Source organism: Bacilli bacterium, assembly GCA_035326105.1.
Classification (GTDB): Bacteria; Bacillota_I; Bacilli_A; order RFN20; family CAG-826; genus UBA7706.
The window spans coordinates 641,200-654,196 of sequence record DAOKYO010000002.1 but is presented as its reverse complement, the minus strand read 5'-3'; the positions used below and the strand labels follow the sequence as shown (position 1 = coordinate 654,196).

11 protein-coding genes and 1 pseudogene are annotated in these 12,997 nt (G+C 34.6%); 8 read left to right on the top strand and 4 right to left on the bottom strand.

Annotated elements, in window-relative coordinates; translation table 11 throughout:
* Window positions 1-216: a transposase gene (locus PKC96_07615; protein ID HMM01171.1), complete on the bottom strand. Its 216-nt coding sequence runs from the start codon at window positions 214-216 to the stop codon at window positions 1-3.
* Window positions 217-698: 482 nt separating this feature from the next.
* Between PKC96_07615 and PKC96_07610 the strand changes: the two genes are divergently transcribed.
* The 5 genes and pseudogenes from PKC96_07610 (at window position 699) to PKC96_07590 (ending at window position 6,880) form a co-directional block, all read left to right on the top strand.
* On the top strand, window positions 699-1,529 hold the full coding sequence (locus tag PKC96_07610) for a GNAT family N-acetyltransferase (GenBank protein ID HMM01170.1): 831 nt from the start codon (window positions 699-701) through the stop codon (window positions 1,527-1,529).
* Between the two features lie 224 nt (window positions 1,530-1,753).
* Window positions 1,754-2,967 (top strand): annotated as a pseudogene (locus tag PKC96_07605) (ATP-binding protein).
* A gap of 453 nt (window positions 2,968-3,420) precedes the next feature.
* Window positions 3,421-4,488, top strand: a complete 1,068-nt coding sequence (locus tag PKC96_07600; protein ID HMM01169.1) for an ABC transporter permease — start codon at window positions 3,421-3,423, stop codon at window positions 4,486-4,488.
* Window positions 4,489-4,499: 11 nt separating this feature from the next.
* Window positions 4,500-5,174 (top strand): ABC transporter ATP-binding protein, encoded by a 675-nt coding sequence (locus tag PKC96_07595; protein HMM01168.1) that lies wholly within the window; start codon window positions 4,500-4,502, stop codon window positions 5,172-5,174.
* A gap of 80 nt (window positions 5,175-5,254) precedes the next feature.
* Window positions 5,255-6,880, top strand: coding sequence for a DUF2130 domain-containing protein (locus PKC96_07590; protein ID HMM01167.1), 1,626 nt, complete (start codon window positions 5,255-5,257; stop codon window positions 6,878-6,880).
* Window positions 6,881-6,911: 31 nt separating this feature from the next.
* Here the strand turns inward: PKC96_07590 and PKC96_07585 are convergent, their stop codons facing one another.
* Complete coding sequence (locus PKC96_07585; protein ID HMM01166.1) at window positions 6,912-7,832, bottom strand: tyrosine-type recombinase/integrase; 921 nt, start codon at window positions 7,830-7,832, stop codon at window positions 6,912-6,914.
* A 216-nt stretch (window positions 7,833-8,048) separates the two neighbouring features.
* Here PKC96_07585 and PKC96_07580 point away from each other — a divergent pair, with 216 nt between their 5' ends.
* Entirely contained in the window at window positions 8,049-9,542 is a 1,494-nt protein-coding gene (locus PKC96_07580; GenBank protein HMM01165.1) for an endonuclease, read from the top strand.
* Window positions 9,543-9,556: 14 nt separating this feature from the next.
* Here PKC96_07580 and PKC96_07575 read toward each other — a convergent pair whose 3' ends face one another.
* Together PKC96_07575 and PKC96_07570 are read right to left on the bottom strand one after the other, a co-directional pair.
* Window positions 9,557-10,918 carry a GHKL domain-containing protein gene (locus PKC96_07575; protein HMM01164.1) on the bottom strand — a complete coding sequence of 454 codons (1,362 nt, stop codon included), beginning with the start codon at window positions 10,916-10,918 and terminating at the stop codon, window positions 9,557-9,559.
* Between the two features lie 6 nt (window positions 10,919-10,924).
* Window positions 10,925-11,644, bottom strand: a complete 720-nt coding sequence (locus PKC96_07570) for a LytTR family DNA-binding domain-containing protein (protein ID HMM01163.1) — start codon at window positions 11,642-11,644, stop codon at window positions 10,925-10,927.
* Between the two features lie 164 nt (window positions 11,645-11,808).
* Between PKC96_07570 and PKC96_07565 the strand changes: the two genes are divergently transcribed.
* Complete coding sequence (locus PKC96_07565; GenBank protein HMM01162.1) at window positions 11,809-12,357, top strand: hypothetical protein; 549 nt, start codon at window positions 11,809-11,811, stop codon at window positions 12,355-12,357.
* Window positions 12,358-12,399: 42 nt separating this feature from the next.
* Window positions 12,400-12,990 (top strand): hypothetical protein, encoded by a 591-nt coding sequence (locus PKC96_07560; protein ID HMM01161.1) that lies wholly within the window; start codon window positions 12,400-12,402, stop codon window positions 12,988-12,990.
* Window positions 12,991-12,997 lie beyond the last annotated feature (7 nt).

Below are 12,997 nucleotides of genomic sequence, written 5' to 3'. Positions count from 1 at the left end.
TCAGGCGTAATACCAATGGTGAAGTGCAGGGCTCACGACGAATAGCAAGAAAAGTGGCATCACGATAGATACGACTGCGTAACGGAAAGTTAACCTTTTTTTATTAAATGACATAATATCTTCAATCATCGACGATATGATATTGGAAATCGCCTTTTTAGAATAATGTTGACCACGCATTTTCTCGATGAGTTGAGCGATTTCAGCGGTGGCCAATCCGGTGGCTTAAAGTTTGTAATGGTTGATTCAAGCGTGTCGTTACGACGTTTATAAGGTGCAATGGTTTGATCGGAAAACCCACCATTGCAATCACGATGAGCGTAGGCGTTGAGTTCACTACACTCGGTTTTGATAATTCGGTCATAAGTATCATAGTTGAGAAATTCAGTTGGCTCAATTTTAAGCAGTTTGGAAACAGTTTCTTCATCGTGCGAACAAAATAATCAGGTAATATCTTTTTTGTCTATTAACGTTGTGATAAGTTTTATTGTAAAATCAAACATAAAGAGTCTCCTGTAAGTTAATTTTTTGTTTCAAACTCGATTATACCTGAGGTAAGATATCTTTTTCTCTAACTTTTCCTATTTACACAAAATATTTTATACTGTGATTGATTAATTTTGATATCAAATAAAAAAACAGTAGTGTTTTTCCGCAAAATCGAAATTATTCTTCCGCAAAAAAAGCAGGTGAGCAAGATGATAATTCAAATTTATTCGCTAAATAGGAATATAGAGAAATTTATCGATAAAATAATGCTTGATGGTAGTTTTTCTGATCCAATGCTCTCAAGCCCTGAGCAGTTAAAACGCAATCTTATTAAGCCAATGAATAGTAAGGATTACAAAGTATTTTGCGTTAATTATGACTCTAAAATAGCGGGATTATTTTCTTTTTTAATTCTTCCGAACGAAAAGTATATTGAAATGCTAGTTGGATTATCAAAAAATAAAGAAGTTTATAAAGATGTATTAGAATACTTAAAACAAAATTATTTTGGTTATAATGTCGATTTTGTTTTTAATCCCGGCAACAGATATTTAAAAGAAATACTTATCGAAAACAAAGCAAAATTTGAAAAAGAACAAATTAAAATGAAATATAAGAGTGAATGTGCAATAGATTATAATAATGAAAAGATAGTTGCTTATGATAATAAATACTTCAAACAGTATAATGACATTCATAGTAAAGATATGTATTGGACAGCCGATAGAGTCGTATTGGCGAAAAATAAATTTAAGACCTTGCTAGCTATAAATAACGAAAATGTTATCGGATATATCGATTTTACATATTGCTTTGATGAAAATGAGCCGTATGACTTATTTGTTATAGAGGAGCAGCGAGGTAAGGGATACGGAGAAGCTTTACTTAGAAAAGCATTAGAAGTTAATAAAAATAAAGAAATGATGTTGCTAGTAGATTTCGATAATGATGTAGTTATAAATTTATGTAAAAAGGTTGGGTTTGTTGTTTTAGAAAATTGCGGTTCCTTAACAGCACAATTAAATTTGCTAAATGGATAATCTAGCCGAGCATAATTCGATTCTAAAGGGTGAGTAAATGTATCAAAATACGTGATCTTTGATATGTAAGAACTATAAGATTTTCAATAGATTTGCTTTTTTATATGTTTAAACTTAATGTTTAGACTAGGATATTACATTTTTAACTATGGATGCGACTTTTTATTTTTTAAGGCCGATTTCAAAAATGAAAAAAAATTAAAGTTTCGAAAGTGGGGATACTTATGAAGATAATTGCCCGTGAAAATTATCTAAAGCAATTGATAAGTGTTAAAGATACGCCTGAAATAAAAATAATTACCGGAATTAGGCGCTCAGGAAAGTCACAATGAATGCTATCGTATATTGAGCATCTTAAAAATAATGCAACTGATATCAACATTATTTATATTGATGTTAATGACATAGCTAATGAAAAGCTAAAGAAATACCATGCTCTTAATGAATACAATACATAGAAGCCAAATTTGTAAATGGAAAGAACAATTTCTTATTTATTGATGAAGTTCAAATGTGTGATAAATTCGAACTAGTTATTAATAGTCTTCATTCAAAGCATAAATACGATATTTATTTAACTGGGTCAAACGCTTTTTTGCTAAGTTCAGATTTAGCAACTCTTTTTACGGGAAGATATATTCAAATTCATATTTTCCCTTTTAGTTTTAAAGAATATTTAGCGTATTTTGAAAAAAAAGAAGATTTCGACATATTGTTTGATGACTATGTTATTAAAGGTGGTATGCCAGGCTCTTACCTATACAGTGATGAAAAAAATAGAGTTAATTATTTAAAGGATGTTTATGAAACGATAATCAAAAGGGATTTAGTTGAAAGATATAATTTGGAAAATAAGTTTTTGTTCGATCATATCTGTGGTTTTTTAATGGACAATGTTAGCAATTTAACTTCGCCAAATAAAATTAGCAATATTTTATTACAGGATAAAATTATTACCAATCACGTAACTGTTAATAACTATATAAAATATTTATGTGATGCTTTTCTCTTCTATGACATTAAAAGATATGACATTAAGGGAAAGATGTATTTGGCAACAAATGATAAATTTTACCTTTGTGATACAAGTTTTAGATATGCTCTGTTAGGCCTAAAAAATTTTGATTTTGGAATAATGTATGAAAACATTGTTTGTATAGAATTATTACGTAGAGGCTAAGAAGTTCATGTTGGCAAACTTTACTCTACGGAAATTGATTTTGTTGCTACGAAAGGAAGCCGGCAAATATATATACAAGTTAGTAGTTATATACAAAATGAAGACACATTTAAAAGAGAATATGAGCCATTGTTAAAAATTAAGGATGCATATCCAAAAATTATTATTGCAAGAACTAGAATGCCTCAATACACTTATGAAGGCATTAAAATTTTTGATATAACAAGATGGTTAATGGAAGAAGACAAAAACTTATAATTGTAATGTGAAGAAAAGTAGAAATAAATGATTTATGTTCCTAATAATATAGAGTAATTTAATTATAAGTTATAGAAAAAAATACTAAAATCAATTAAGTTATATTAAGGATATGGTTTTCCTGAGCCGGGTGATAAAAAATTAGAAGATGGAGCACAAGAATTTTTGTTAAAATTAGTTAGATATTAAACTCGCATAAAAACTACATTTTGTTTTTAATAAATTGTTTAATATATTTACCATAATATTTATGCAGCAAAATAGCGATGGCTGGTTTTGTCGTCTTCCTACATTTTCAATCATCATAAAACGACATAATTTAATTGATAATTACGAAATTATTACTTCGATTTTAAAGTTAAAAGAACTTTATTTTGGTGCGACTTAATTGCTTAGTAAATAAAATATGATATACAATAAATAAAACGGAATTAACAAAGGGAGAGTGAAATTATGTTTTTGGCGATTAAAGAAATCATGCATAATAAGAAGAAATTCAGCATTGTAGTTATTTTGATTGTTCTGATAACCTACATGGTTTTTTTCTTGACTTCGCTTGCCTATGGTCTAGCTTCAAGTTACACGAATGGTTTGAATAAGATTCAAGCCGATTACGTTGTCATGGATAAAGATGCTAATGACAATATCATGATGTCGATGTTGAATGACGACGATATAGTCATAACCACTGGCCAAGAGGAGCGTTTAGGCTTATATCCAGCCGTAGCCACAAAAAATGGCGTCGCGGTTGATGAGGAAGATAAATACCGGGAGGAAATATATGTCTTTGGGGTTAACGATCTTTCATTTTATCTTCCGGGAGAATATGTTGATCTTTCACTTCAAAACAATGAGATTATCATTGATCAGTCGCTAGCTAAACTCGGATATATCGTCGGAGATCAAATCCGTTTGTCGGGATATGATACAACTTGGGAAATTAAAGGCATTACCACCAAGGCTACTTTCCAAACGGCCCCTATTGTTTATACAAACATGAGTACCTGGCAAAATTATCGGTTTTATAATCAGGGAATTCAGCCATTTTATAATGCGATTTTTGTGAAGGGCGATATTCAGTCAATGAGCGCTAATTTAAAAGCCTACACAATCAGCGACTTTGCTTATACTTTGCCTGGATATACCGCTCAAGTATTAACATTCTCGATAATGATTGGCTTTTTAATCGTAATGGCGGCGTTTATTCTCGGTATATTCATCTACGTAATAACTTTGCAAAAAGTCAGTATGTTTGGCGTGATGAAGGCACAAGGAATATCAAGTGGTTACATTGCTAAATCGGTACTCGCACAAACTTTCCTTTTGATGTTGAGCGGCTCTATTGTCGGTATTATCTTAACGCTTGTTTCTGGGTTCTTCCTTGGGGGGATGGTTCCCTTTGCTGTCAACATCTTATTCTACGCAGTAATACTACTTAGTTTCTTTGTGTTTTCTTTCCTTGGAGGACTATTTTCCGTCGGTGCAATCGTAAAAGTCGATCCGATAAAGGCGATAGGATAGAGGGATAAATTATGAAACCATTAATTGAAATGCGGAATATCTCCAAAGAATTCCATAATACTCAAGAGACCATCTATGCTCTCAAACCGACAAATTTTGTGGCTTACGAGGGTGAATTAGTCGGTATTGTTGGGCCATCGGGCTCGGGAAAATCAACTTTTCTTACCATTCTTGGGGGACTACAGACACCAACGACGGGAGAAGTTATTATCAACGGAGAACCTTTCAGTTCACTCGATGAAAAGCTGCGCTCAAAAATTCGCTTGAAGAAGATTGGTTTTATTCTTCAAACGTCGAATTTGATTCCGTTTTTGAAAGTTAAGGAGCAAATGTCTCTTTATAACCGCATCAGCCATAGCAAGGTTCAAAATGACTGGCTACGGGAACTATTTACCAAACTGGGAATTTCCAAATTAAGCGATAAATATCCAAGCGAATTATCGGGAGGCGAACGCCAACGGGTAGCGATTGTTAAAGCCTTATATCATCGGCCTAATGTTATCTTTGCCGATGAGCCCACGGCAAGTTTGGACACGAAACATGCTTTTGAGGTCATCGAACTTTTAAAACGTGAAACCAAAGAGCAAAAGAAAGCAACCATTATGGTGACACATGATGAACGCCTAACCGAATTTTGTGATCGAGTGTATCAGATGATTGATGGAACAATCACGCAGATAAGATAAAGTTTTAGCGTATAATAAATGTAAAGATGCTCAGTCAATTATGATGAATATATTCAACCATCAGTAGGGAGGGCTATTAAGTGGCAAAAATTAAAGTAAGTATTGTTGATCCTTCGACTTTAAGATTAGAAGAGAAAGGTGAAGTTGGCGACATAATTGATCTTCAAGAATTACAAAAAGTTGATAATAGTGCCATTATTGAAGCGATTAAAGCAAACAAAGAGAGTACCTATCGCACCTTTTTAGAGACCGAAAAGCGTCAGCAAGAAGCAGATAAGAAAATTGCTTTGAATGAACTGGAAAATCGGCTGAAGAAGGAATTTGAACAGGAACGACTTGAAAAAGAAAAACTTGCTATGCAGGTTAACGATTTTACCAACCAGCTTTCCAAAGAAAAAAAGACCACAGCCAGTGAATTAAAAGCGGAATTTTCTATAGAAAAGGCCCGTCTTGAGAACCAAGTTGCCGAATTGGAACGTTCAATTGAACAACAGAAGAAGTTGATTGCGCTTCAAACCGAGCAAAAGAAAGATGCGGAGTTAGCCAAGACGGTTAACGATTATAAAAATGAGCTTTTGGATCAAGAAAGAAAGATCGCGCAGTTGACCAATGATTTAAAAAAGACCACTGATCAATCAAAAGTGGAACTTGATTTGGTTAAAGCTCAAGCTGAAAAGTCAGCGATGGAAAATCTCGCGCGGATTGAAAAGGAAAATGAGCAGTTAAAAATCCGTTTAGAAGGCGAACCCGACCGGAAATCGGTGGCCATTAATGAAGTGGTAACTAAGAGTGCCAAAGAACTTGAGGAAAAGAATCAGAGAATTATTAAACTTCAAGCTGATTTAGAGCAGGCTGAGAATTTAAAGAAAATCAATGAGCAAAATCTAAAAGAAGAATTTGAACGGCGAATAAAAGATAAACAGACGGAAGTAGATTACTATAAGGACCTTAAAGCGCGGGCTTCGACTAAGATGGTGGGTGAAACGCTTGAGCAACATTGCGATATTGAATTTAATAAGTTACGGGCCACCGCCTTTAAAAATGCTTATTTTGAAAAAGATAACGATGCCAAATCGGGAAGTAAAGGCGACTTTATCTTTAAGGATTACGAGGATGATGGCTCGGAGATTGTTTCCATCATGTTTGAAATGAAAAATGAAATGGATGAAACCTCGACTAAGCATAAGAATGAAGATTTTCTTAAGGAACTTGATCGCGATCGAAATGAAAAGGGATGTGAATATGCGATTCTTGTTTCACTTTTAGAAGCCGACAACGAACTTTATAATCAAGGAATTGTCGATGTATCTTATCGCTATCCTAAGATGTATGTTATCCGTCCCCAATTTTTTATTCCGATCATTACTCTCCTTCGTGATGCTTCACTAAAGTCTTCACAAGTGAAGCGCCAGTTGATGGAAATTAAGAATCAGAATGTAGACATTACACATTTTGAAGATGAGTTAAATGACTTTAAGAGTAAGTTTTCCAATAACTACCGACTGGCCAGCGAAAGATTTACGCGGGCGATTGAAGAGATTGATAAGACGATAGATCATTTGACAAAAACGAAAGAAGCCCTTTTATCGTCCGAAAATAACTTGCGTTTAGCCAATAATAAAGCCGAGGATCTGACGATAAAAAAACTCACGCGGAACAATCCTACAATGAAGCAAGCGTTTGATGATCAAAAAAAGGATAAGTGATTTCTTATCCTTTTTTGTTTGTTTCATATAATTAATCCATAATTTTATTCCGATAGTTATATTTTTGCAGAGCCTTTATTTTTCGCTTGCCAGTTACTTCTGTATATATTTCGGTAGTGGAAATACTTGAATGTCCGAGCAATTCTTGGACAACTCGAATGTCCGCTCCATTGGCTAAGAGGTTGGTAGCAAAAGTATGGCGAAGGTAATGCGGAGTTGAGCGGGGATTAATTTTCGCCAATTTTTTGTATTTGTTAAAAATATCTTCAATAGCAAAAATTGATATTGGCTTTTTGTAGCGATTAACAAATAGGTACTCATGTTTTATCTCGGGATCTTCCTTACGGAGTTTAATCCAATTTTTTAGTCTTTGCCAAGTCGGAAGAGCCGAAATATAAATAAGTCTCTGCTTTCTCCCTTTGCCATGAATAAGAATGATCCGTTCATTATAAAAAATATCATCCGTTTTTAAGGATGCGATTTCACATATTCTTACGCCGGTTGAAATTAGCAAATCCAAAATCGCGGCATCTCTTATATTTTGTGCTGTTGAGAAATTACTTTGATCGATAGTCAGTTTTTTATCTATTTCTTTTAGCATATTTGTAACTTCCCTTATGGAAAGCGTTTTTGGTAATCTTTTTTCTTTTTTAAAATGAAAATTCAAACTGCTTATTGGATTATCCTTTATTTTGTTTTCTTCACATAAAAAAGTAAAAAAAAGATTTAAAGTGATAATCTTTCTTTTTATTGAAGTGTCCTTTAACTGACGCTCCGTTCTCAACGATTCAATATAGTTTATTACCGCCGGTTTTGATACTTTTAGGTCCTTATAAAACCGAAGATAATCATTTAAATCTGCTTTATAGGCTTTTACAGTTAAATTTGATAAGTTATTTGCCACCTCCTTTTTCTCAATAAATTTTTGCATCATACTTTTATCTATTTTCATTATAGATCTCCATTCACCCCCAGATACTATAGTCATATCTTATAAAAATAGTGAGAACAAATAATACTGAGCTATTAAAAGTTAATTTATTTAGGGTTGAATGAGTGTTGTAATTATTTACTTTATTCAGCAATTTGACGCTTATTTATGATAAGGCTATAATTAAATGACAAAATAATTTTTTTGATTCATTAAAAAATTTAAGTACAGGTATCTATGAAAAAGAAAAAAGACCTCTTATTTGTTACTAGTTTACTGGTTGTTTCCTCACTTTTAACTATCAGCTCACAGATTAATGCCCAAAGACAAGATACTACCGCTTATGGGGTGGCTACTCCGGATGCTTTGGTTCAATTAAATATGTGTGACGCCGCTAACACATTTGGCTCATCGCTAAATGATACTTTGTTAAAAGCAAAGTTTGACGCAACGGGGAATCTACCGTCTTATACTTTATCATCGCTTGCGAGTGTATACTCCAAAAATACAGTATCCGGCGATTCAAATGCAATCAGAATTGGAACAAGCAGTGCTAGTGGAGCCTTTACGATTGCCTTTTCATCGGCGATTTTTTCTCGCGTATTGGTCACAGCGCATGCTTGGAATACCGACGGAGGCAAACTGCAAGTCAATGGAGTTACGCAGGCAGATGATTTTATCTATCAGACAGCAAATTATTCAACTAGTTCGGAATATCAATTACTGACCTTTGATAATTTAAATACATCAACTTTTACTTTTTCAACTACGGTCAAACGCGTTTGGATATCGCGAATTGAATTTTATGTTGGCGACGGAGGAAGTACGAGCAGTTCCGAAGAACCATCAAGTTCCGAAGTTTCAAGCAGCAGCACTACATCAATTACATCTTCCGGTTCATCGACTCCAAGCAGCATTGATTGGTCAACTGTAACCTTCTACTCTTCTTTGACTAGCAGCAGTAATGAGATTTACGACTTAGCACACCTATTAAGGAATACAATAAATTATGTCAGTTATGGTGATGCTCGTTATGTATATTCAAAATATGACAACGACAGCCAAGTTGTCATGTATGATATCCCAGGATCAACCAGTTACCGTAAAGTGACAGCCACCGGACTTGATGGCTGGGGCGATGGCGGAGTTGTCACCGGCGATGGATTTTCCATTACTTTAAATCGTGAGCACGTATGGGCATGCAGTGATATGCGCATTATGCCCAGCAACGCTGATCGTACTTTAGATGGATATGTAAATTTTGTGGAAAATGATGGCTCATTTGATTATCGTCCAGATAATACTAACCGGGGACATTTTAGCGATTTACACAATTTGTGGAATGCTCTTGCAAGCCCCAACGGCTCGCATTCCGACCATTTCTTTGGTGATGAAAACGGCAGTTCAGTAGGGCCATATCTCGCTAATTCAATTTTTTATCCGGGAGACGAATATCGGGGGGATGTAGCAAGAATCCTCTTTTACATGACACTGATGTATCCATATCTCACGTTAGTAAATCGGGATAGTTTAGAAACCGAAGGTTCAATTTATTATGGGTATTTGGATATTCTATTAAGATGGAATGCAGAGGACCCCGTCAGTTACTATGAAACAGAACGCAATAATACAATTTATTCGCAGCAAGGAAATCGGAATCCCTTTGTCGATTTTTATTCACAGGATATCGCTTCCTATATTTTTGCATCAGGGGATCCGAATGTCTTATAATTTGAATTTTTCTTCTAGTCTTCCGATGGATTTTGCCCGGGCTTGTTTTCTACGAACGGAAAATGAAAATTAGCCCGATAGAAGAGATCGTTTTCGAATTTAAAATTATCATAAGCGACGAACCCGGAGTATCTATTCATTATATGATCAAATATCTTCACCCCTAAACCATGGTTGTCTTTATCCGTTTTGGTGGAGTGACGGTTATTTATCTTATGACCTACGCTATTTATGACAGAAATAACAAACCAACCATTTACGTATTTTGATTCTATAATAATTTTTCTTGTAATTAACTCATGAGAATGAAAATATTCATAGGCATTATCGAGTGCGTTATAAAAAAGACGAATCAGGTCAATGTCGCTGATTTTTATTTCTAGAGGAATCATCAGCAAGCAATCAATACTGACATTAATTGCTTTTAATCGTTTTTTATAGTCTCTGATTATGGCATTGACTAAATAAGAATTGGAGTATTGTCCTTCTAATTCAGTAAGATTTGAAAAATCTTCGTCCAATTTATTTAAAATACTTATAGCGGCGTCATTCTTATTTTCCAAAATCAGTTGGCGGATCGCTTTATGAATTTTAATGTGGTCATGTTTAAAGTGACTGATGCCTTCGCGATATTGTTCAAAATCCTGATAGTGCTTTAATTGGAGACTTAATTGCTGTTCGTAGTACTTGGCGTTGCTTTTTAGTTCAATGGCGTTGTTGATATCGGTGAGTTTTATTCTCAAAATGAATTCTAAAATTTCGATGGCAACGGCAAAAAAAATCAAGACACCATTAAACCAACTGATGGATAAACTGTGACGATTGCCATCACCGAGAAAAAATAAGAAAACTACGGAAATTGTTTGAAAAATTGACATTGCTTGCATCATATGAGGATTTTCAAAAAAAAGCTTTATTTTTTTTGTGCGAACTAGGTTTGTAAAAATCACAAATAGCAGGATGGAGATAATCATAGCCATACCATAGGCTAAGTAATGGATCTCTAAATTATCTAACATCGCCAGCGAATCATTTGATTTTTTTATCAAGGAAATAATTGCGGTAGTAAACACCAGTGAGGTATAGATCTTAAATACATAGCGGATACTTACAAAAAAGGAAGTGTTTAAATTAGTTTTAAATAGTAAATAAAACTGAATATAGAAAAAAAAGACCAGCAGGATTTCTCGAAGATAAAAAATCGAGGAAAAGAACTCCCAACGTGATATATAGACTAGGACCGACAATGCTAAAGTTATAATTACGATAATGTAATGCTTAAAGCGAAATGAAAGATATTTTCGGTAAAATTTTATTATCCAAAAAAGATAGGCAAGAGTGGGTAAACTTGCCAAGAAAAAGTACAATATTTCCATTGTTGATTACTCCCCGAGAAGAAAATGGCTGAAGGCCTTTTCAAATGCCTCCCGAAAGTGGACGGACATTTTTAAAACTTCACCTGTTCGCAAAAACACTTTACTGGCCGAAACTCTATAAATGTATGAAAAATTAATGATTTGATTCCGGCTTATACGGGCAAAATGGGTGGGTGATAACCTTTTTTCCAAGGAATTAAACCCGCCATAAAAACTTATGTTTTCAGCATTATCCATAATAATCAGCACTTCACGCCCGAAATTTTCAAAATACTTTATGATCTTTATCGGAATGGAAAAAGTAGTATTTACCTTTTGATATACAAATAATTCATCCGAATTACTTTCAATATGTTTAAATGCACTATTTAATACTTGTTCAAATTTTTCTTCATCTTGGTTCTTAATCAAGTAATAAAAAGGATGAGCATCAAAGGCTGAAAGAGCAAAGTCCTTAGAAGTCGTAAGAAAAATTATTTGGACCACGTCATTTTTTTCCCGTACAAGTTTTGCCACATCCACTCCGTTAGCGGCTCCGAGTAAAATATCAAATATTATCAAATCGAAAGAAAAAGGGTTTTTGTCGAGAAAAAGAATTAAATTGTTTTCATTAGAAAACACTTTTATATCAATCTGCCAGCCATTTTTCTTTGCCAACAAATTGATTAAATCCCGATAAAAGTTCAAAGCACTGTTCTCATCGTCGCATAGGGCAATGTGATACATAAGGTAATCCCTCCCATATTTTTATTTTCACATAACTTTACAAAAAGTAAATAACGAAAATTTCATTTCAATGCAAAAAAAATCTATTTCATTACAAGATGTCCCCCAAAAATAGCTAATAAATATATCCTAATAATCGAACTCGCTTCTAAGGAGGAAACCATATGAAAAAAGCGACAGGGAAGATTTCAATTTTATCACTATTGGCCTGTTTGAGTTTAGCCGGGACTGGATTGGCGGCGTGGATTTTTGGCGTTGAAAGCATATATGATTATTCCGCTAACGTTGGAGTAAACGTAACCCCGGGAGAGGAAATATCGAATGATATTACTTTTGAAGTTCGGGAAGACTTGCTAAAAGTGTATCTTGAACTAGATCAATCGGCGATTACGTTCAAATCCCGAGCCGGAAGTGGATTCGCTGAAACCGACGAAGTTTTTCCATCAATAACCATAGATGTAAATGGTGAAGCTGAAGCAGGCTCGCACTTGGTACTTAGCTACGAATGGACCATATCAAGTGGACTAGCTACGTATGTCTCATTGACTGAAGGTGTTAGTGGATCTTGGGAAGATGGAATTGCTATTTCAGTTCCAGCATTAGAGTACACACCATTAAAACCATCAAATATATTAGAGCATCAAGAAATGATCGATGCGCTTATTGGTGAAGCAATTACTTTAACACTTCATGCTGATGTTGAGGCCGATTAATTAAATAGGGCTTGTGGGAAAATTAAAGAAAGAGAGAAAAATATGAAAAAAACTAATTTAAAAGTTTCGTTAATTACAGCCGTTTCTTGCCTATCACTGATTTCAGTGGGCTACGCGGCCTGGATTTTTGGCGGGGCAGAGGATGCTGGTGATGGCGAGTTTATTAGCGTGGTCGTCACGCAAACTAGCGATAGCGTTGGAGCGGTTACAGTTTTGGATGATTTATCAGATTGGTATTTGCAATTAGATCAAGGTGCTATTTCTTTTAAAGAAAAAAGTGGCGAAGTCCCGGCAGAAACGGATTTGGCGCCCGACCCTTATAGTATTACGGTTGGATATAACCACACCGGAGTTACAGAAACAGAAATTAGCGAGTTAACATTTACATATACTTGGGCACTAACTGACGATTTAGAAGGGGCGGCTAATGCTTTAGCGGACTATATTGAATTTTCTCTTGAAAGCGAAAGTGGAACATGGGATCCAACAGAAACTGGAGAAGGTGTAATTCCTTTACCTACGCTTAGTTATACGAATGAGCCAGGTACCGCCGCAGAATTAGCAGCAATGCTTGAGGCTGTTAGCGAATGCAAGATTTACTTGCTCGTATCAGCAGCAAAAAGTTCAGAGTAATAGAAAA